Consider the following 20412-nt stretch of genomic DNA (forward strand, 5'->3'; position numbering starts at 1 on the left):
TTAGCGTGTTCAGTAGGTAAGTGCTATGTCTGCCCACCGTTTTGGCCTTTCGTGGCTGCTTGTCGGTACCTTGGCAATGGGGATGGGTGCCCTGCCAGTTATTTTGCCATCGTTACCTGCTGTTGGCCAAACTTCCCCTAGCGAAGCCAGTGAGTTCGATCGCTACATGCAGCGGGGGTATCAACTCACCGCCAAACGCGACTATCCATCCGCCTTGGTGAATTTCCGCCGTGCCCTCAGTCTGCGCCCCGGTAACCGCTATGCCCTCACAGCGATTAGTAATGTCGAGGCCTATATTGCTCGCGATCGCTACGCTGCCCAATCGAGTAATCGTCTCACCTTTGTACCCTCAAATCGCGGCATGCCAGGGCAACGGATCGCAGGCGCCACCCGCTTTGGGGAATGTACCCAAGGCTCTCTGACAAAAATTGTTGCTCTTGTGCCCGATAACAACTTGGGGATGACCGCTGCGGCCAATCCCAGTCTCTTTTTCTTTGTTCCCCAAAGCACGGCCAAATCGGCGGAACTGATGCTGCTCTCAGAAGCTGGCGATCTGCTCCTCACCCAACAAGTGCCCCTGAATGGTAAAGCCGGCATTTTACCTGTGACAGTGGATGCCAGTAAGGCGAAGCTACAACCGGGGCAAAAATACCAGTGGATCTTCTCCCTCACCTGTAAGTCCAATGAACCCGATGCCAATCCCTTTGTGACGGGCTGGATTGAGCGGGCTGAGCTGGACAGCAACCTTGCCCAGGTAATTACCACCATGCCTCCGGCTGATCGCCTGCCCCTTTTGGCCACCAGTCAACTCTGGAACGATACCTTGGCAACCCTTGTGGAGTTGCAGCAAAGCAATCCCAATGACGCTGCCATCAAACAGCAGTGGCAAGATGTGCTCAAGAGTGCCGGTATTGATCCCCAAATTGTTAATATGCCGCTGTTGCGATAGCTGCCCCTGTGCCGATATTGAGAGCGGTTGGCTGACCCCAAACCCCACATCAAGTTGCAGTAGGATGGAGAGTAGGCTGCATTGACAGGAGCGTGCGCCATGCTAAAGATAACTCGATCGCCATTTCCCCTTTGGCTAACCAGTATTGTGCTTCTTGGAGCGATCGCCCCCCTCCCTGCCTTGGCACAGCGGGCTGCGGGCGACATTGTGATTATTGGCAACTCTCCCTATGAGTGGGGACGCAATCAACGCTACTGGAATCATTTGCTCAACCTTTCTGGCGCAACGGCAGCCGCTTCTACGCCAACACCATCAGAGACGCCCCAAGAAGTCGATCCCAAAGTGCTGGAACAACAGCTCCTACGCAATATCCGTGTGGGGCAGCCGCAGCTTCAACCTGTACTGAAGTTACCAGGCTCTTCAGTGGTGACCGGTACCGTGACGAACAATAACCGCCAACCGGTAACGATTCAATCCGTTAACTATGAGGTCGTGGGGCCTAATGGCCAAATTCTACAAACGGGTGCAGCGACGCCAGAACCGGCAACTGTCGGTCCCGGTCAGACAGTGACCTATCAACAAATGCTCCCCACTGTGCCAGCGGATATTGGGGCACGGGTGCGCTTAATGCAGCCAGCGGTGCGGCTCCAAGGGGGTGTCTAGACCGCTTCGCCTCGGTATCACGGGGGGAATTGCCTGCGGTAAATCGGTGGTGGCTGCCTATTTGCAGCAGCAGTATGGTGTGCCTATTGTCGATGCCGACCAGTTAGCGCGGCAGGCGGTTGCCGTCGGAACGCCCATTTATCAAGCGATTCTCGATCGCTATGGTGTTGAGATTTGCCGTGATGATGGCAGCCTCGATCGCTCCCGTTTAGGGGAAATTGTCTTTGCCCAACCCCAAGAGCGCCACTGGCTAGAAGCGCAAATTCACCCTTGGGTTATTGCCCAGATGCAGCAAGCCATTCAAGCATGTGATCAGCCCCTGCTGACCCTCGTGATTCCCCTATTGTTCGAAGCCCACCTCGAAGGGTTAGTGGATCAGATTTGGGTCGTTGCCACCACAGCTGCACAGCAGTTAGCTCGCCTTCAGCAGCGGGATGGTCTCTCTGAAAGTGCCGCCGCCCTGCGCCTAGCCAGTCAACTTCCCCTAGAAGAGAAAATTCGACGAGCAGACACCGTTCTTTGGAATACAAGTGGTCTTCAAGAACTCTACCGTCAAGTGGATCAAGCCTTTTCCCTACTGGGCAGGGATCGCAAGGGAAGTTAGCCCCATCGTTACCTGTTGCAGAAAACTTTCTGGATGAATGGGCAGAGAAATGTGGCGATCGGCCCCCCGATAAGGGCGCTCTGATCCCAAAATAAAAATCTTCAGTTGCTCAGGGGTACAGCGTTGTCGCAATTGATCTACAAGCTCCTGCAAATCCCCAGAGCTAAAGGGTTCTGCCAAAAGAACGGCAATGGGCGTCAGGGCTAGCAACCGTTCCACTTCACCATCGACGAGCCAAATCACTTGGTAACCCGCTGTGGTTAAAATCGAGCAGATGAGGGTGGCTGTGGCTTCCTCTTCACTGACAAGCACAATTCGCCCCTCCGGTTCGACCAGTACATCCGTTGTGGCGAGGGGCGGCACATCCAATTTGACTTTGGTCGGCTCCAAGAGGGTGTCCGTAGAGGTTGCAGGTAAGCCAACGGTGAAGGTGCTGCCTTTGCCTTCAGTGGACTCAACTTCAATCCAGCCATTGTGCAGATCCACCCATTGCTTGGTGAGGGCTAAGCCGAGACCAGCGCCGGTATAGGCACGGCCAAAGGAGCTATCCAACTGCTGAAACTTCTGAAAGAGCAAGGGTTGCAGGTGCGCAGGGATGCCGATGCCATTGTCCTGCACTTGGAAAATCAGTTCATCCTCTTTCCACCATGCCCGCAGAATCACTTCCCCCATCGCAGGCGTGAACTTAATGGCATTACTGAGCAGGTTAATGAGAATTTGCTGGATGCGGCGGTAGTCTCCCCAAAAGCGATCGCGACTTGGCGGGATCATCAGTTGATGCTGCAAGTGAATTTGATGGCGCTGGGCTTGGGATTTGACCACTTCGAGGCAGTCGGTACAGAGTTGCCGAATCGAAAAGGCACTGTAATGCAGCCGCGATCGCCCCAATTCCGCTTGGGAGAGATCAAGAATGCTGTTAATTAACTCCAGCAGGTGCGTGCCACTCTCATGGATAATTTCCAAATACTCCCGCTGTTTTTCCGTTAGCGGACCGAGGGGCCAGCGCAAGAGGGTGGCCGAAACCCCAATCACACAGGTGAGGGGCGTGCGCAACTCATGACTCATGGTGGCCAAAAAGTCATTCTTAATCCGATGAGCGGCTTCCATGGCACTCAGGGCTTCCCGCAGGGCTTGGGTGCGTTCATTCACGCGCTGTTCAAGGGTAGCCTTTTGCTGTTGCAGCTCGCTGTAGAGTTGCGCTTGGTAAATGGCAATACTCAGGTGTTGACTCAAATGGGTCAAAAACTCAACTTCTTGGGGTTGCCATTGGCGGGGGCGATCGCACTGGTGGGCAATGAGCACTCCCCAAAGTTTTTCTTGAACAATGATTGGCACAATTAGCCAGGCCTTGATCTGCCAGCGGACGGCAAAGGCCTGTAGGCAGGGAACCTCTTGATAAAATTCGTCAATGTCACTGACTGTGATGGTTTGGCCACGACTGAGACGCTGATAGCTACTGCTGGGTAGGGCAGACCACTGCCAGCAGTCATCCCAGAGCCCAAGAACCGACGGAATTCCGCCATGGCGGCAAGATTCGTAGGCAATTTGCCCCTGCAATTGACCAGTAGAATTGTAAAACTGTCCCACCAGTAGCCGATCGGCACCTAAAAATTCGCGAATCCGATCCACTGCCATCTTCAACAGTTCTGGTAGCTCCAGACTTTGGCGAATTTGGGTGGTGACCTGATGCAGCAGGCGCTCTTTGGCCTGTCGTTCGCTCAAGGCAGCAGTGACAAGGGGGGCACAATTTTGACACTGCTGAGCCATGTCTTCGCTGAGCACATTCATCAGCGAAAGGGCCAAGTCGGCGGGCAACGTTTGGTCTTTGGCGGTCAAGGGAGTCAACTGCTGTAAAACTGAGCGGATCAGGGAACGCTGGCCTAGGGGTGTCTGGCTGCGAATTTTGCGCAGAAAGCGAGCGATCGCCACCGGCTCAGTGAGGATTTTTACCCGATAGGCACTCATCTGCGGTACGGTTTCTGCCTGCAACAGCAGCGCAAAGGTCTCTGCCACGACGACGAGAAAAGGGGCATCGGCAGACGCTATCACCTCTTCACGGGTAAGGACAGTTGCGCCGCGATGGCTAGCTTCTGCGAGCAGGACTGTGGCGATTCGCTCGTAGAAAAATGCTGGTAAAATTCGATCAAAGACGGGCTGGCGCATAGTTTTTGAAGTTCAATCCTTGATCGGTTCATCACAGAAAGTGGCATTGCCATGCGGGTTGCGATCGCTAGAGGCTTTTCCCATTAATTTCTGTTGTAGCGGCTCAAGGGGGACAGGGGGGAAAACCCACCAGTTTCTTTAATGATTGTTGTCAACGCATGCATCGAATTCTTACATTAAATGATCTGACTGTTGCCACAGATAACAGCGATGTTGCATTTCTACAGCAAAGCAGTGCTCCCGTTATTATTTTAACGGCAGCGGATACGGATATTGCCCTGCTGGCTCAAGCCTACAAGCAGCTACCCGAGAACTTTCCCCCTCTACGCTTGGCGAATTTACTGCATTTACAAGCAGCAGCAGCCATTGATGACTATGGCGATCGCGTCCTAGCCAAGGCCGACGTGGTCGTGATTCGCCTCTTGGGGGGACGGGGCTATTGGAGCTATGGCCTAGAGGTGGCGCAGCAAATGGTCAGCGATCGCGGTGGGCAGTTGATCTTATTGCCGGGGGACGATCGCCCCGACTTAGAACTCATGAGCCTCTCCAGTTGGCCGCTGGCCCAAGTTGATCGCCTCTGGCAATACTTCCGCGAGGGCGGACAGGAAAATATTCAGCGTGCCCTAGAGTTCATTGGCCACTACGGTTGCGGTTGGGGTCAGCCCCCCCCACCCCCCCAAAGGATTCCCCGCTGGGGCAGCTATCCGATTGCGGGGCAGATAGCCAGCGACTGGCCGCAGGTGGGGATTCTCTTTTACCGTGCCCATTACTTAGCGGGCAATACGGCGGTGATGGATGCCCTCGCTCAGGCCTTGCTGCAGCGGCAATTGGCACCTGTCCCCCTGTTTGTCTCCTCGCTGCAAGATCTAGACATTCAACGGGAACTGCTGGCGGCATGGCGGGGCAAGGTGGAATTGATTCTCAATACGACGGGGTTCGCGATCGCCAAGCCCAAGGAGGTCAACTTTTGGCAGCAATTGGATGTCCCCGTGCTACAGGTCATTCTCAGCAGCAGCACCCACGAGACTTGGCAACACCATCCCCAAGGACTGACGCCCCGCGACCTTGCCATGCACGTCGTCCTGCCGGAGGTGGATGGCCGCATCATTACCCGTGCGGTGTCCTTTAAGGCGGTGTCGCAAATTCAAACAGATGTGGAAACCACCGTGACCACCTATGCCCCGGCGGGCGATCGCCTGCACTGGGTCAGTGATCTGGCAGCCAACTGGCTGAAACTGCGCCACAAAGCCCCCCATGAGCGCCGCATTGCCCTGATTTTAGCCAACTATCCCTGCCGCGATGGTCGTCTTGCCAATGGCGTCGGTCTCGACACCCCCAACAGTACGGTGGCACTCCTGAAGGCATTGCAGCAGGCTGGCTATGATCTGGGTACTGACCCGTTGCCCAAGGATGGCGATGCCCTGATCCACCACCTCAGCCGCTACCGCACCAACGACCCCGAAGGCAATCACTGGCGGCAGCCCCGCTACACCCTTCCCCTTGAGGCCTACCAGCACTATTTTCAGAACCTACCAAGGGCAGTACAGGCGGCCATTAACGAACGCTGGCCGTCGCCCACCACAGACCTCCCCATTGCTGGTGACTGTTGGGGCAACATTTTTGTCGGTGTCCAACCCAGTCGGGGCTACGATCGCGACCCCAGTTTGAATTACCATGCCCCCGATTTGGAACCCACCCCAGCGTATCTCGCCTTTTACTTTTGGCTGCGCCATGTTTTTGGGGTGGATGCGATTGTCCATGTCGGCAAGCACGGCAATCTAGAATGGCTCCCTGGCAAAGGCATTGCCCTCAGTGACACCTGTTTTCCCGAAATTGCCCTTGGCCCTGTCCCCCACTTTTACCCCTTCATTGTCAACGATCCCGGTGAAGGTGCCCAAGCCAAACGCCGTGCTCAAGCAGTGATTTTGGATCATCTGACCCCCCCCCTCACCCGTGCTGAGCTGTACGGCGGTCTAGAGACCCTCAGCCACTACATTGAGGAATACTACGCCGCTGAGCAGTTCGATCGCCCCCGTTTGAGTGTGCTGCGGCAGCAGATTGAAGCCCTCGTCAAAGAACTCGATCTCGATCAAGAAATTGGTGCCCCCAATCCTGAGGAAACCTGGACGGCGTGGCTAGCGCGCACCGATGGCTACCTCTGTGATCTGCGGGATGCCCAGATTCGCGATGGCCTGCATATTCTTGGCCAATGCCCCCAGGGACGGCAGTTGCGAGATCTGATGGTGGCGATCGCCCGCAGTCCCAGTGGCCAGCACATGGGTCTCACTCGTGCCTTAGCAAAGGATCAAGGGGTTGATTTAGATCCCCTGACCGCTAACCCAACCGATCCAAGTCCTGTACCTGGATACCGTTCCGTTGGTGAGTGGCAGCATGCCCTCGAGGAAACCGCGGCAAAACTGGTGGAGGACTTACTGAAGGGCACCCCTGATCTCCCCTGTGGCCGTGCAACTCAGCAGGTACTGGATTGGATTCGTACGGTGCTCTACCCTGCCCTGCAACAGACCCGCCAAGAAATTGACCACTTTCTCCATGGCCTCAATGGCGGCTATGTTCCCAGTGGCGCTGCCGGTGCCCCCAGTCGTGGTCGTCCGGATGTCCTACCCACCGGACGGAATTTCTATGCAGTGGATTTGCGAGCGGTACCGACGGAAGCTGCTTGGGCGTTGGCGGAGCGATCGGCGGCAGCCCTCATCGAACGCTATTGTCAAGAGCAGGGAGAATTTCCCCGTACCCTAGGTCTTTCGGTATGGGGCACCGCAACCATGCGCACCGGGGGCGACGATATTGCCCAAGCCCTTGCCCTGTTGGGGGTTCGTCCTGTCTGGGAGGGCGCCTCGCGGCGGGTGGTGGATTTGGAGGTGATTCCCCTGTCGCTGTTGGGACGACCGCGTGTGGATGTCATGCTGCGGATTTCTGGCTTTTTCCGCGATGCCTTTCCCAACCTGATTGCTCTTTTTGATGAAGCGGTGCAGCGGGTGAGCCAGTTGGATGAACCCGCGGATCAAAATCCCTTGGCAGCCCAAGTGGCCAAAGAAACGGCCTATTGGCAACAGCAGGGTCTCTCCCTGAATCAAGCTCAGGAACGGGCACGCTTTCGCATCTTTGGTTCCAAGCCCGGTGCCTATGGGGCGGGACTCCAAGGACTGATCGAAGCCCAAAACTGGCAGGGGGATGACGATCTTGCCCGCGCCTATATTCACTGGAGTAGCTATGCCTACACCGGCGAAGCCCACAGCCACAATGCAGCGGAAGCCCTCGAGCAGCGGCTGAGTCAATTGCAAGTGGTGCTGCAAAACCAAGACAACCGCGAGCATGATCTATTGGACTCCGATGATTATTACCAGTTTCAGGGGGGCTTGACCGTTGCCGTGCGATCGCGATCGGGGCAGCAGCCCACGGTTTACTTTGGCGATCACTCACGGCCAGAGCAGCCAAAAATTCGCACCCTCCAAGAGGAACTGCTGCGAGTCTATCGCTCCCGCGTCATTAATCCCAAATGGCTAGCCGGCATCAAGCGCCATGGCTACAAAGGTGCCTTTGAAATGGCCGCCACAGTGGATTATCTCTTTGGCTATGCCGCTACGGCTCGCTGTGTGCCCGATTATGTGTTTACAGGCATTACTCAGACCTATTTGCTTGATAGCGAAATGCAAGCCTTTGTGGCGCAGCATAATCCTTGGGCACTGCGGGACATGGCGGAGCGACTCCTCGAAGCTGCCCAGCGTCAACTGTGGCAAGCACCGGATCCGCAGATCCTAGACCGCCTGCGAGCGATCGCCCTAGAGGCCGAAGGTTTAATTGAAGGCAAATTTTAATGGTTTAGCTTTAATACAGCAAAATCAAGCGCAATACCCGCGCTACCGCTGCCACCAAGCAGACAATCACCAACTGCCCTGGCAAGGCAAAAAGCGAATACTGCTCTAGTAGCTCCACCAAGGGTTGACTCAACTGCCCTGCAAGAGCCAGACCACTGAGGTAGAGGGCACCGCAGACATGAATGAGCACCAGTCCCCCTAGGCCACTCAAAGCAAGCCATTCTAAACTCACTCGCTTTTGGGGGCGAAAAGCCAGCCAACCACAGACCCAAGCCCCCGGCACAAAACCCAAGAGGTAACCGAATGTCGGTTCACGCCAGTAGTCCAGACCTCCCCCTTGGGAAAACACCTGAAACCCGCTGAGACCCAGAATCAGATAAGCCACCTGAGAGAGGGCGGCGGCTTGCCGTCCCCCCATGCAGCCCACTAGAAGAACCGCCGCAACTTGATAGGAGACGGGTAACCCATACACGGGAACGGCGGCCCATGAACTGGGCAAAACAAATTGCCCTTCCTCATTGAGGAGGTTGGGGAGGGCGATCGCCGCCTCCATGAAGGTTCCAGCCACTGTCAGCAGGAGGCCTAAAATGGCCCACAAAAATTCATCGAGGGGTGACAGGTTGGTTCTCAAGAGCACTGCAACACATTAGGCGGGACAGACGGGGTCGGACTTGTATAGTGAAACGCGAGATCCGTATCCCCCATCATAATAAGGTCTCCATGGTATAAGACTCGCTCCTCCGACAGGGGTGTACCGTTAATTAATGTGCCATTGCGACTATTGTTGTCACGGATCAGGTACACCAGGGCATTGCCCCGAGGGCGTAGTTCAATGGTTGCCTGATGTCGGGAAATATAGGGGTCGTGAATAATAATGTCACAGTCGCTGGCGCGGCCAATTTTCCAGAACGCCTTTCCTGCGAGGTGATACTTGCCGACCACCGTACCTTGGGAGCGCACAATTAGCCATGCTTGTTTGTCAACGTCTGGAAGGTGGGTCATAGGGGTCTGCCACGGATACTTTTATCATACGTACTCTATCCATACTTTTGGGGCGGGCTAAGGCTCTGAAAACCTGTGGTAATCCAAGATTGGATGTCTTTAATTAGGTAATTTTCGGATGTCAGCTTCAGTAGTTGTACGGATAACAAAAGGTTAGTGAGTATGTTTAGATGAAGCTAGTAAAAAAATATTCAAGACTCTTTAAGGTTCAATTGTGAGGGAAACATGAGGCGTTTTTAGCACAAAGCTTTTACCTGTCAATTATGCAAAGTAGCTGGGCGATTTTATTCACTTTAATTGACTTGTTGTGAGTTTTCTATGAAAAAGCCAGCTTCAGATTCTGCATCTAGTTTAAGCCAAGTCTCGCCTTTGACGGAGATTAAAAATCAGGTTGTACCGACTCAGCAACTGAAGCTACGGCGATCGCTCCTTGCCAATTTGTTAGTGTTCGCAGCCGGGTGTGGCATCCTTGCCTTTGCAGGGGTGTTTCTCTACCAACATTTGACAACGGTTCGCAGTCGTGATGCGGTCATTAATGGCGTCATTGTGAATGTGCGGGCTCCGGAGGAAGGAACCCTCCAGCAACTGAGGGCAAAGGTGGGGCAATTTATCAAGCCAGCGGAGGAGACGCCCCTAGCCGTGCTAGAAAATGACTACCTTAGCCAAGGCGACCTCAAGGAAGTTGAAAAATGGCTGGAACGGCGGCAGGGTGAACTAGAAGCCGCTCAGGCAAAACTGGCTCAGTTGCAGGGACTCCTCGCCTCTGCCCAAGGGGATGAACGCCATCAACAGCTGCTTGAGGTGAAACAAACCAATCGCCAAGTGGCGGCTGCCCAAGCGGAACTAGGGGCTGCTAGAGCGAATCTGGCTGATGCCAAGGCACGCTATCAACTCGCAAAAATTAACTACCAGCGCTTTAGCCAGTTGGCGCAGCAGGGAGCGGTACCCCAAGCCCAAGCAGATGCGGCTCTAACGGAATTGCAGCAAAGCCAAGCGCAAGTGGCTGCTCGCCAACGGGAAGTGGAGGCTGCCGCTGATAGGGTAGAGGCGCTCAAGGCCGATGCCCGTGCCGCTGAATTGGGACTGACCCTGCGCAACACTCGCAGTAATTATGACCCCCGCCTGCGGCTTCAGGAGCTAAAAATTCAGATTAGCGAACAGCAGGCGATCGTCCAAGGGCTGAAACAGGAAATTGCGGCTCAACAGCGACAGGTTGCCCAAGCCCGGCAGGAGGTTGCTCAGCGCAAGGTGGTGAAGGTAACGGCTCCCATTGCCGGCTATGTCTGGCGGGTGGATGCCCGTCCGGGGATGTTTCTCGGCAAAGGGGATCAAATTTTGCAGTTATTGGATTGTCAACGGCGCTGGATTGATGTGTTTGTAGAGGAACAGTCCCTGCGGCTAATCCACCCCGGTACCAAGGCCAAAATTGAACTCTATGGCAGCAAAGGCAAGGTGGTTTGGGGCACAGTCACCAACATTCGCTCTGGCTTGGGTCGCCTCAACCCCGGCGACGATCAGGTCATTCCCATTCCCGAAAACTATCCACGTCAAAGCCAAGTGCGCGTTGAATTAGACGCTGATCAAGACTGGGGCGAAGGCAATTTCTGTTATGTGGGCTACACCGCACGAGTGACCTTTCAAATTTCCCCCTAAGCTTTTATAGCTATCCTAAACAATGCTCAATCCTTCATAGTTGCCTTTTATCTGGGCAATAAGGGATATTGATGCAACTTTATTCTTGACCCTGTGAAGTGCAGTACCGTTCATAGATAAGATTAAATCTAATTAGTCTTGTCCATAGGCATAAGCGGGGTTTATGTTGCAATCATTTGCGGACACAGTATGGCTCATTCCCTTTTACTCGCTGGCGGGAATGGTGCTGTCCTTGATTTGGTCACCGGGGATTACTCGGAAAACGGGACCTCGTCCAGCGGGCTATTTGAATCTCTTGCTCACGTTTTTCTCCTTTGTTCATGCACTGTTGGCCACGGTGGCGATCGCCAACCAGCCGCCGCAGTCTTTGCACTGGACGTGGCTGGATGTGGCGGGTCTGCACTTTGACATTCCCGTTGAAATTTCGATTTTGACGACCACTGCCCTGATGCTGATTACGGGTTTGAACCTCATGGCTCAGATCTTTGCCATCGGCTACATGGAGATGGATTGGGGCTGGGCGCGCTTTTTTGCCCTATTGGCTCTGTTTGAGGGGGGGATGGGGGCGCTGGTGCTGCTGGATTCTCTGTTTTTTAACTATGTCATGCTCGAAATTCTGACCCTAGCGACCTATTTGCTCATTGGCTTCTGGTTTAACCAACCGCTGGTGGTGACCGGTGCCCGCGATGCCTTCCTCACCAAGCGGGTGGGAGACTTGGTGCTGCTGATGGGGGTGTTGGCGATTTATCCCCTTGCTGGCTCTTGGAACTACGACGATTTAGCGGCTTGGGCAGCTACGGCTCAGGTGGATCCCACCCTCATTACCCTAATTTGTTTGGCGCTGATTGCTGGGCCAATGGGGAAATGTGCCCAATTCCCATTGCATCTGTGGTTGGATGAGGCCATGGAAGGCCCTGTGCCTGCCTCTATTCTGCGGAATGCCATTGTTGTGGGCACGGGGGCATGGGTGCTGGTGAAGCTGACGCCGGTGCTGAGCCTTTCCTCTGTCGCTCTAACAGGTTTGCTGGTCATTGGTAGCGTCACTGCCTTGGGAGGAACCCTGATTGCCATTGCCCAAGTGGACATTAAACGCGCCCTCTCCTATTTGGTGAGTGCCTACATGGGCTGGGTGTTTATTGCCGTTGGTCTCAAGGAGCCGGGCTTAGCCTTTGTCTTTATCCTCACCTACGGCGTGGCCATGGCACTGCTGATGATGAGCATTGGCAGCATTATTTGGAATAGCATTACCCAAGATCTGCGCCTATTGGGCGGGCTGTGGTCGCGGCGCCCCATTTCCGGTATTTCGTTTCTCGTTGGTTCTGCAGGGTTGCTGGCGGTTCCCCCCTTGGCCAGCTTTTTCCCACAGGCAGAATTGCTGGATACGGCCTTTGCCCAACTGCCTTGGGTGGGGGTGGTGCTTCTATTGATGAATGCGTTTGCTGCCTTTAGTCTTGGTCGCACGTTCTGCCTGATTTGGGGCGGTGAGGTCAAACCAATGACGGCGCGATCGCCCGAGGTCTTTTGGCCGATGATTTTGCCGATGACCGTTGATCTGGGTCTGGTGCTGCACTTGCCCATTCTCATGGGGCGCTTTGATTGGGTGATTTGGACAGATCCTTCCCTAACCACAGCAGCTGCCCTGACGGTAACCGCTATCTTGGGCTGGGGAGCAGCCGCATGGGTCTATCTCGGCAAAGCCATTCCCAAGCCGGTGCAGTTTCCGCTACCGTCGGTACAGGATCTGCTGGCCTACGATTTCTATACGCCCAAGCTCTACAAAGCCACAGTGGTGGGAGCAGTGGATATGATTTCCCGCATGACTGCTTGGTTTGATCGCACGTTGGTGGATGGCACTGGCAATGCCTTTGGCGGAGCAACCCTCCTAGGGGGCGATCGCCTGAAGTACAGTACAACGGGTCAATCCCAAGCCTATATCCTCACCATTTTGATGGGGGTCGCCCTTCTGGTGATTGCCATTTGTTGGCCACTGCTGGCTTAGTGCTCCATTCCTTGAGGTTCTTGCCCTATGCTGACGCTGTTAATTGTTTTGCCTGTCATCGGTGCGCTGCTGATGCCGCTGCTGCCAGAACGAGCCTTGCGTTCGGTTGCTTTGGTGAGCGCTGGTGTCACCTTTGCCCTGTCCCTCTGGATGCTGACGCAGTTTGATGTCCAGCAGACCGCACTGCAATTTACGGAATTTGTGCCGTGGCTGTCGCCCTTGGGATTGAACTACTCCCTTGGTGTGGATGGGTTGTCCCTCCCGCTGATTGTCTTGGGGACGTTCTTAACCCTTGTGGTCGTGTTCACGGGTGAAAAAAGTGGCCATCGGCTCTTCTATGCCCTTGTTCTTTTGGCCAATGCGGGAATTACCGGGGCGTTAGCAGCACAAAATCTGCTGCTGTTTATTCTCTTTTACGAAGTTGAGTTGGTGCCCTTTTACCTGTTGATTTTGATCTGGGGCGGGCAGCGTCGCGAGCAGGCAGCGATCAAGTTTCTGATCTATACGGCAGTCTCAGGAATTCTCGTGCTAGCTGCCTTTTTGGGGATGGGCTGGCTCACCCACGCTCCTAGCTTTGACTATCAAGATATTCAGGTTGCTGGCTTGGCACCGACGACCCAAGGGATTCTGCTGCTGCTGTTGATCCTAGGTTTTGGCATCAAAATGCCCTTGGTGCCCCTCCACAGTTGGTTGCCCGATGCCTATGTGGAAGCCTCAATGCCAACCGCCATTCTCCTTGGGGGGATCCTAGCTAAGCTGGGTGCCTATGGCCTAGTGCGGTTTGCCTTAGGCTGTTTTCCAGAGGCTTGGGGGCAGTTTTCTGGCCTGCTGGCCCTTGTGGCGGCTCTTGGCATTAGCTATGGAGCACTGGCTGCGATCGCCCAAAAGGACATTAAACGCATGGTGGCCTATAGCTCCATTGGTCACATGAGCTACGTATTGTTGGCGGCAGCAGCCCATACCCACCTCAGCATCGTCGGCGCCATTGCCCAAATGATTAGCCATGGCCTGATTTTGGCATTGCTGTTCTATTTGGTTGGCGTCATTGAAACGAAAGTTGGCACCCGCGAACTCAATGTGCTCAATGGCTTGCTCAATCCTCTGCGGGGGTTACCGACCACCAGTGCTCTCCTCATTTTGGGGGGGATGGCCAGTGCCGGTATTCCAGGATTAGTGGGGTTTGTGGCGGAATTTTTAATCTTCCAAGGCAGCTATGGTACCTTCCCGATGCCAACTCTAATTGCGGTGGTGGGCACCGGCCTCACGGCTGTTTATTTTGTAATTTTGATTAACCGCACCTGCTTTGGTCGTCTTGACAATGCCACTGCCTACTACCCACGGGTGGTTTGGTCAGAGAAGTTCCCCGCTATGGTACTGACACTGCTGATTCTGGTTCTGGGCATCCAACCAACATGGCTGGTGCGTTGGAGTGAAACCACCAGTGCGCAGCTGGTTGCCGCCATCCCCACTGCCACCGAAACCGTTGCCAGTTTACCCCTATAGCTCAGAGAGGAAACCATGGTTGAAACAATTGAGCGTCCCAGTTCTGCCAAACTGCCCCCCTTGGATCACCCCCTCGCCGACATTATTTACCGCCTTGAGGCGGGGGGTGCCCTCATTCCCGACACGCCAGTGAACCTGATGAAGATCATCGGTATGTACAAGGCCTACGCCATTCCAATGGACTTTTACTGGCGGAATTTGCTGTACCTCGGTGAGCGGGTATTTATCCATCCTTTTCCCTTCTTCAAGTATTTTCCAACCAAGGACTACTTTGAATTGGCCAATCACTATGCTGGGGATACAGCGGATCTGCGGATTTGGCGTGGCCCTGCCCATGCCCACCCCGAATTGATGGAATTTATTGCAAAGGGGGAAACAGGGAAAATGCCGCGTCTGCTCCACCACCTTTGGCACGACCGCATCAACATGGAGTTTTCCGAAAGCTTGGCGCGCTCAATGATGTGGCATCGCATGGGTGGGCAGCTGGATATCTACCTTGACACTGAAGAGTACAAAGCCGCCGCCGATAGGGCAATCCGCGCCTACTTCAAAGGCAACCCGCTGATGCTCGGGCTGTACAAGCTCTTTCCCGACCTCTTCTTGGAGCAGGCTCGCCAAGCCACCTACATGAACGTGCTGGGGCTATTTTGGGAAGTGATGGCACCCGTCTTCTTCGAGATGAGCGATCGCTATGACGAGGGCAGCATTACCAGCGTCAAGGATGCCATGAACTTCTTGGTCAATGGAATTTTTGCCATTGCCGGTCGCCCGATTTACCACCACGTCTATATTGATGGCGAGGTGCATGTCCTTGTGCCCAAGGAAAAGGGCTTTATGTGGCTCTATGAAGCGGCCTTCCCCTATGTGGAAGCGGTCTTTTACCGCACGGCGCCCTTCCGGGGAACGAAGTCCTACAATGCCCAAGCCAATCAGGTGCCCACTGATCAGGTGGACTTCCACTATGGCATTCTCTTTGCCGATAAATTCCCTGTGGGGACGGCGGGCATTCCCCCCACACTGCTGCATCAGGACATGTATCACTTCCTACCCCAATACCTGAAGGATTACTTCCACCAGCACTGTCGCGGCGAGGATGATATTTTGGTGCAGTTGGGAATTGCCTTCCAGCACGCCATGTACACGGTGACCTCCGCTGTTTTGCAAGCAACCCGTGCCGCCTTCTACTACCCCTTAGATGATCCCAATCCGGAGCATCTCATGGCCAACCGGCGTTTCTTTGTGGCTCAGATGGATCGCTTCTTGCGACCGCAGTACGGCATTGCTGAAGCCTGCAAAATTCGCAATGTCCAAGATCCCAATTATTTGTAGGGAGTTGTAGGACAGGACATTAGGGAGAGGGGGTGTGTCTCTTCTCCCTTTTTGCTAGGCTGGAATCAAAGTGAATTTTTGTAACGAGGTAAAGCCGTGGCCAACGTGGAAATTTATACGTGGTCTCGTTGTCCTTTTTGTATTCGGGCAAAGCAGCTGTTAACCCGCAAGGGAGTAAAATTTACCGAGTACGTCATTGATGGCGATGAAGCGGCTCGTGCTGCAATGGCTCAACGTGCCCATGGCCGGCGATCGCTCCCGCAAATTTTTATTAACAACGAACACATTGGCGGCTGCGATGATCTTTATGCCCTAGAGGCACAAGGGAAATTGGACGCTCTGTTGCAAGCGGCAGCTTAATGACGGTGGATATTGCCTTTATTATTGACCCGATCGCCCGCCTTGACCCCGGCCACGATACCAGTGTGGCCTTGATGGAAGCAGCGCAAGCGGCAGGCGCACAGGTGTGGGTAACGGAAATTTCCCAACTGCTGATCCGCGAAGGTCAGGTATGGGCAGCGCTCACCCCGATCCAGTTATCGCCCGTGCAACTAGTGGCCAGCCAGTGGCAGATTCCCCAACCTTGGTTTCAGACGGGGGCAGTGGAATGGCGACCCCTCAACACCTTTCGAGCCGTGTGGATGCGCAAGGATCCCCCAGTCAATACCGCCTACCTCTATGCCACGTACTGTCTTGATTTAATCGATCCCCAGACCACCCTTGTCCTCAACTCGCCCGCAGGGTTGCGCCATGCCAATGAAAAGATGTATGCCCTGCAATTTACGAGTGTGACTCCCAAGACGATTGTCACAGGAGATAAGCAGCGCATTCGGGAATTTGTGCAGCAGCAGGGCATGGCGGTGCTCAAGCCCTTGGGGGGCAAAGCCGGAGAAGGCATTCTCTTTTTGCAGGCGGGCGATCGCAACCTCAATTCCATGATTGAAATGAGTACTCAGTGGGGACAGCTACCGGTGATGGTGCAGGAGTACCTACCCGCGGCCAAGGAAGGCGATAAACGAATCATTCTCCTCAATGGGGAACCCATTGGTGCTGTGAATCGGATTCCCACAGGGGATGAATTTCGGGGCAATATGGCCACCGGCGGACGCGTGGCAGCAGTGGAAATTACCGAGCGCGATCGCCAGATTTGTCAAACTTTAGCCCCTGCCCTACGGCGCGATGGCCTGTACTTTGTGGGGATTGATGTCATTGGTGGCTATTTGACAGAAGTGAATGTCACTAGCCCCACGGGCGTTCGTGAGATCGATCGCCTCAATGGGACTTGCCTTGGTCAACAGGTGATGGCTTGGCTATTAGGTTAACATTGAGTCATGCTTAGCCACTCAGGGGATGTGATTCAAACCAGTAATCAAGTTTTGATAAAGCGATATGGTTCACAGCAAAGAACGCGCCCCCAGAAATAGAACAATTACGTTGACCGAGCAAGAACAAGCGAAGTATCGACAGCGACTCCTACGGTTGAGTCATCCTGTGAGCCTATCAGAAATCATTAACCGCACCATCCATCAAGATATCTTTGAGGTCATCAAGTTTCTCCCAAGTCAATTTGTTGATTTGCTGTTTATTGATCCACCTTACAACCTGAACAAAGTATTTAACTCAATTAGCTTCAAGAAAAAAAGTTTAGAGGATTACATCAACTGGCTAGAGTCTTGCTTGTCGAGTCTTGAAAAAATTCTAAAACCAACTGCATCTATTTACATTTGCTCTGATTGGGAATCCTCAATTGCTGTATTTGAAGTCATTAAAGACCGTTTTCAAATCCGCAACCGAATTACATGGGAGCGCGAGAAAGGACGAGGAGCAAGCAAGAATTGGAAAAATGCCTCTGAGGATATATGGTTCTGCACTGTTTCTAATGAGTACACCTTTAATGTTGAGGCTGTTAAGCTCAAGCGTAAAGTCATCGCTCCCTATAGAGTCAATGGACATCCCAAAGATTGGGAAGCCACGGAAGAAGGAAATTACCGCCTAACGCATCCTTCTAACCTGTGGACAGACTTAACTGTGCCCTTTTGGTCAATGCCAGAAAATACAGATCATCCCACCCAAAAGCCCGAGAAACTACTGGCTAAGGTCATTTTAGCTAGCTCCAATCCAGATGACATTATTTTTGATCCGTTCCTCGGCTCCGGAACAACCTCTGTCGTTGCCAAGAAGCTCGGTAGGCGTTTTTTGGGGGTTGAACTGGATGAGACTTATGCTTGCCTAGCGGAGAAGCGCCTTGAAATGGCTGAAGTAGATGCTTCGATTCAGGGCTATGCTGATGGCGTGTTTTGGGAAAGAAACACATTAAGTGAGCAAGGACGTTTTACGCAAAAGCAGTATCAGTGCGAAAAACTATTTCACCAACCAGAGCTTTTTCCCTAGAGGAAACATAAGAATCAATGGAAAAAAGACATATTTTCTATGGTGATCAGATTGGTCAAATCGAAGAAAACATCAAAGAACTCTTAAACTCACAGGAAGATTTCTTGTCTGCTGTGACAATCAATAGCCCAAGAGCTGTTGGCGATGCTGTTCAGCAAATTCTTGCCAATCATCTACAGGCGGTTCTTGGTGAAGAGATTTGTAAAAACTATTCAGCACATTTTGCCCGTAGAGCCATGGCTGATCTCGCTTTCAAGGATGATCAAGGATTTTACTATGTCATTGACGTGAAAACCCACAGATTGAGTACACAGTTTAATATGCCCAATTTAATTTCTGTAGAACGCCTCACTCGTTTCTATCAATCAGATGAAAATGTTTTTGCAATTTTGCTGATTGCCTATGAGGCTCAAAGAACTCGTATCGGTATTGAAAATGTTCAATTTCTGCCAATCGAGTTTTTGGGGTGGGACTGCTTAACAATTGGCCCTTTGGGTTGGGGGCAAATTCAGATTGCGAACTCTAATGTTTTAACGATTAACCGTGGCTACTCCCGTAAGCAGTGGATGCTTGAGTTGTGTGATGCATTAGCTGAATTCTATCCCCGTGAAATTAGCAAAATTGAAGGGCGGTTGAAATACTTTACAAAGGTTCGCGAGTTTTGGCTTAATCATAGCGATTAAAGCTTTTTTCATAAAGTTAAACATCATAAACCAAGCTGCAACATGGCCGTGATGCGACTGAAAACGGATAGTTGCCTTGTATAATCACTGTACTGAATCTCTTCCTTTTGCCTATAATTGATAGGCTGGATTTTTTCACGAGTCTATGAGTCGCGGCACACTCTTTGATAAGGTTTGGGAACAGCACACGGTGGCGACACTGCCCTCAGGGCAAACGCAGCTCTTTATTGGCCTGCACCTGATTCACGAAGTGACGAGTCCCCAAGCCTTTGCCATGCTGCGGGAGCGGGGATTGGCGGTGCTGTATCCGCAGCGAACCGTGGCGACGGTGGATCATATTGTGCCGACAGATACGCTGGCGCGTCCTCTCCAAGATGCCCTTGCCGAAGAGATGCTGCAAGCCCTTGAGGCGAATTGCCGTGCTCACCATATTCCTTTCTTTGGGATTGGCTCCGGTCGTCAGGGCATTGTCCATGTGATTGCTCCCGAGCAGGGGTTAACGCAACCGGGGATGACGATCGCCTGCGGGGATAGCCACACCTCTACCCACGGTGCCTTTGGGGCGATCGCCTTTGGGATTGGCACCAGTCAAGTGCGGGATGTGTTGGCGACTCAGACCCTCGCCCTCAATAAGCTCAAGGTTCGCAAAGTAGAAGTGAATGGCTCCCTTGGCTCTGGGGTCTATGCCAAGGATCTCATCCTCCACATTATTCGCCACCTTGGTGTTAAAGGCGGTGTTGGCTATGCCTATGAGTTTGCTGGCAGTACCTTTGCCCAGCTCTCAATGGAAGAGCGGATGACCGTCTGCAATATGGCCATTGAAGGGGGAGCCCGCTGCGGTTATGTCAACCCCGATGAAACCACCTTTGCCTATTTACGAGGCCGCCCCTTTGCTCCCCAAGGCAAGGCTTGGGATGAGGCGCTGGTGTGGTGGCGATCGCTCGTCAGTGATGCCGATGCTGAATACGATGATGTTGTCACATTTGCGGCTGCAGATATTGCACCGACGGTCACTTGGGGCATTACCCCCGGCCAAAGCATTGCGGTGGATGAGACCTTGCCCACCCTAGAGAGTTTGCCCGAGGCAGAACGGGCGATCGCCGCTGAAGCCTATGCCTACATGGATCTGCAACCGGGGCAGCCCATTCAAGGCACCAAGATTGATGTCTGCTTTATTGGCAGTTGCACCAATGGTCGCATTAGTGATCTGCGGCAGGCTGCCAAAGTTGTCGAAGGGCGCAAAGTCAAACCCGGTGTCAAAGCCTTTGTGGTTCCCGGTTCAGAACGGGTGAAAGCGCAAGCCGAAGCGGAGGGTCTCGATGTCATTTTCCAAGCCGCAGGGTTTGAATGGCGCAATCCTGGTTGCTCGATGTGCCTCGCCATGAATCCCGACAAGCTGCAAGGGCGTCAGATCAGTGCCTCATCTTCCAATCGCAACTTCAAAGGACGCCAAGGATCAGCAGCGGGACGGACACTCCTCATGAGTCCAGCGATGGTGGCCGCCGCAGCTATTACGGGTGAAGTTACAGATGTGCGGGCATTTCTTTGATGTCCTGCTTAATAGATATCAAGTTCTTTATCAGCCCTGTCACATTCCCTAAAGTATGAAATTATCCTCCTAGACAATGACAATAGAG

Annotated in this window: 16 protein-coding genes; 13 read left to right on the plus strand and 3 right to left on the minus strand. The window is 53.4% G+C overall.

Going from position 1 to position 20412, the window contains the following annotated elements:
* Positions 1-25 precede the first annotated feature (25 nt).
* The 3 genes from RHJ02_RS04625 (at position 26) to coaE (ending at position 2216) form a co-directional block, all read left to right on the plus strand.
* On the plus strand, positions 26-949 hold the full coding sequence (locus tag RHJ02_RS04625; protein WP_310800506.1) for a DUF928 domain-containing protein: 924 nt from the start codon (positions 26-28) through the stop codon (positions 947-949).
* Positions 950-1048: 99 nt separating this feature from the next.
* Complete coding sequence (locus tag RHJ02_RS04630; protein WP_206201270.1) at positions 1049-1612, plus strand: FxLYD domain-containing protein; 564 nt, start codon at positions 1049-1051, stop codon at positions 1610-1612.
* Entirely contained in the window at positions 1605-2216 is a 612-nt protein-coding gene (gene coaE, locus RHJ02_RS04635; RefSeq protein ID WP_310437874.1) for a dephospho-CoA kinase, read from the plus strand. Before RHJ02_RS04630 ends, coaE begins: the two co-directional genes overlap by 8 nt.
* Here coaE and RHJ02_RS04640 read toward each other — a convergent pair.
* Positions 2187-4379, minus strand: coding sequence for an ATP-binding protein (locus RHJ02_RS04640; protein WP_310437873.1), 2193 nt, complete (start codon positions 4377-4379; stop codon positions 2187-2189). The two genes, coaE and RHJ02_RS04640, sit on opposite strands and share 30 nt — an antisense overlap.
* Positions 4380-4537: 158 nt before the next feature.
* On the opposite strand from RHJ02_RS04640, the gene cobN reads away from it, so the two are divergent.
* Positions 4538-8215, plus strand: a complete 3678-nt coding sequence (cobN, locus tag RHJ02_RS04645) for a cobaltochelatase subunit CobN (protein WP_310800507.1) — start codon at positions 4538-4540, stop codon at positions 8213-8215.
* A 10-nt stretch (positions 8216-8225) separates the two neighbouring features.
* Here cobN and RHJ02_RS04650 read toward each other — a convergent pair whose 3' ends face one another.
* Positions 8226-8768, minus strand: a complete 543-nt coding sequence (locus tag RHJ02_RS04650; protein WP_399375764.1) for a biotin transporter BioY — start codon at positions 8766-8768, stop codon at positions 8226-8228.
* A gap of 74 nt (positions 8769-8842) precedes the next feature.
* A complete protein-coding gene (locus RHJ02_RS04655; protein ID WP_206201274.1) occupies positions 8843-9217 on the minus strand; it encodes an FHA domain-containing protein in 375 nt (124 codons plus the stop codon).
* Positions 9218-9535: 318 nt separating this feature from the next.
* Here RHJ02_RS04655 and RHJ02_RS04660 point away from each other — a divergent pair, with 318 nt between their 5' ends.
* From RHJ02_RS04660 to leuC, 9 genes are all read left to right on the plus strand, one after another.
* A complete protein-coding gene (locus tag RHJ02_RS04660; protein ID WP_310744888.1) occupies positions 9536-10870 on the plus strand; it encodes an HlyD family efflux transporter periplasmic adaptor subunit in 1335 nt (444 codons plus the stop codon).
* A gap of 163 nt (positions 10871-11033) precedes the next feature.
* Entirely contained in the window at positions 11034-12869 is a 1836-nt protein-coding gene (locus RHJ02_RS04665; protein ID WP_310800509.1) for an NAD(P)H-quinone oxidoreductase subunit F, read from the plus strand.
* Positions 12870-12896: 27 nt separating this feature from the next.
* Positions 12897-14372: an NADH-quinone oxidoreductase subunit M gene (locus RHJ02_RS04670; RefSeq protein WP_310743460.1), complete on the plus strand. Its 1476-nt coding sequence runs from the start codon at positions 12897-12899 to the stop codon at positions 14370-14372.
* A 15-nt stretch (positions 14373-14387) separates the two neighbouring features.
* Positions 14388-15701 (plus strand): CO2 hydration protein, encoded by a 1314-nt coding sequence (locus tag RHJ02_RS04675; RefSeq protein ID WP_206201278.1) that lies wholly within the window; start codon positions 14388-14390, stop codon positions 15699-15701.
* A 96-nt stretch (positions 15702-15797) separates the two neighbouring features.
* Positions 15798-16061, plus strand: coding sequence for a glutaredoxin 3 (gene grxC / locus RHJ02_RS04680; protein WP_250682073.1), 264 nt, complete (start codon positions 15798-15800; stop codon positions 16059-16061).
* Positions 16062-16066: 5 nt separating this feature from the next.
* On the plus strand, positions 16067-17023 hold the full coding sequence (gene gshB / locus RHJ02_RS04685) for a glutathione synthase (protein WP_206201280.1): 957 nt from the start codon (positions 16067-16069) through the stop codon (positions 17021-17023).
* Between the two features lie 67 nt (positions 17024-17090).
* Positions 17091-18092, plus strand: a complete 1002-nt coding sequence (locus RHJ02_RS04690) for a DNA methyltransferase (RefSeq protein ID WP_310800510.1) — start codon at positions 17091-17093, stop codon at positions 18090-18092.
* A gap of 17 nt (positions 18093-18109) precedes the next feature.
* Positions 18110-18775 (plus strand): hypothetical protein, encoded by a 666-nt coding sequence (locus RHJ02_RS04695; RefSeq protein ID WP_206201282.1) that lies wholly within the window; start codon positions 18110-18112, stop codon positions 18773-18775.
* Positions 18776-18920: 145 nt separating this feature from the next.
* A complete protein-coding gene (leuC, locus tag RHJ02_RS04700; protein WP_206201283.1) occupies positions 18921-20324 on the plus strand; it encodes a 3-isopropylmalate dehydratase large subunit in 1404 nt (467 codons plus the stop codon).
* Positions 20325-20412: the final 88 nt, after the last annotated feature.

This window comes from Thermosynechococcus sp. TG215 (assembly GCF_031583455.1).
In the GTDB taxonomy this organism is placed as follows: Bacteria; Cyanobacteriota; Cyanobacteriia; order Thermosynechococcales; family Thermosynechococcaceae; genus Thermosynechococcus.

What these genes read in the sequence shown, in the direction of transcription:
- RHJ02_RS04625 (WP_310800506.1), top strand. Translation starts at nt 26, where the DNA reads ATGTCTGCCCACCGTTTTGGCCTTTCGTGGCTGCTTGTCGGTACCTTG.
- RHJ02_RS04630 (WP_206201270.1), top strand. Translation starts at nt 1,049, where the DNA reads ATGCTAAAGATAACTCGATCGCCATTTCCCCTTTGGCTAACCAGTATT.
- RHJ02_RS04640 (WP_310437873.1), bottom strand. Translation starts at nt 4,379, where the DNA reads ATGCGCCAGCCCGTCTTTGATCGAATTTTACCAGCATTTTTCTACGAG.
- cobN (WP_310800507.1), top strand. Translation starts at nt 4,538, where the DNA reads ATGCATCGAATTCTTACATTAAATGATCTGACTGTTGCCACAGATAAC.
- RHJ02_RS04650 (WP_399375764.1), bottom strand. Translation starts at nt 8,768, where the DNA reads ATGGAGGCGGCGATCGCCCTCCCCAACCTCCTCAATGAGGAAGGGCAA.
- RHJ02_RS04655 (WP_206201274.1), bottom strand. Translation starts at nt 9,217, where the DNA reads ATGACCCACCTTCCAGACGTTGACAAACAAGCATGGCTAATTGTGCGC.
- RHJ02_RS04660 (WP_310744888.1), top strand. Translation starts at nt 9,536, where the DNA reads ATGAAAAAGCCAGCTTCAGATTCTGCATCTAGTTTAAGCCAAGTCTCG.
- RHJ02_RS04665 (WP_310800509.1), top strand. Translation starts at nt 11,034, where the DNA reads ATGTTGCAATCATTTGCGGACACAGTATGGCTCATTCCCTTTTACTCG.
- RHJ02_RS04670 (WP_310743460.1), top strand. Translation starts at nt 12,897, where the DNA reads ATGCTGACGCTGTTAATTGTTTTGCCTGTCATCGGTGCGCTGCTGATG.
- RHJ02_RS04675 (WP_206201278.1), top strand. Translation starts at nt 14,388, where the DNA reads ATGGTTGAAACAATTGAGCGTCCCAGTTCTGCCAAACTGCCCCCCTTG.
- RHJ02_RS04690 (WP_310800510.1), top strand. Translation starts at nt 17,091, where the DNA reads ATGGTTCACAGCAAAGAACGCGCCCCCAGAAATAGAACAATTACGTTG.
- RHJ02_RS04695 (WP_206201282.1), top strand. Translation starts at nt 18,110, where the DNA reads ATGGAAAAAAGACATATTTTCTATGGTGATCAGATTGGTCAAATCGAA.
- leuC (WP_206201283.1), top strand. Translation starts at nt 18,921, where the DNA reads ATGAGTCGCGGCACACTCTTTGATAAGGTTTGGGAACAGCACACGGTG.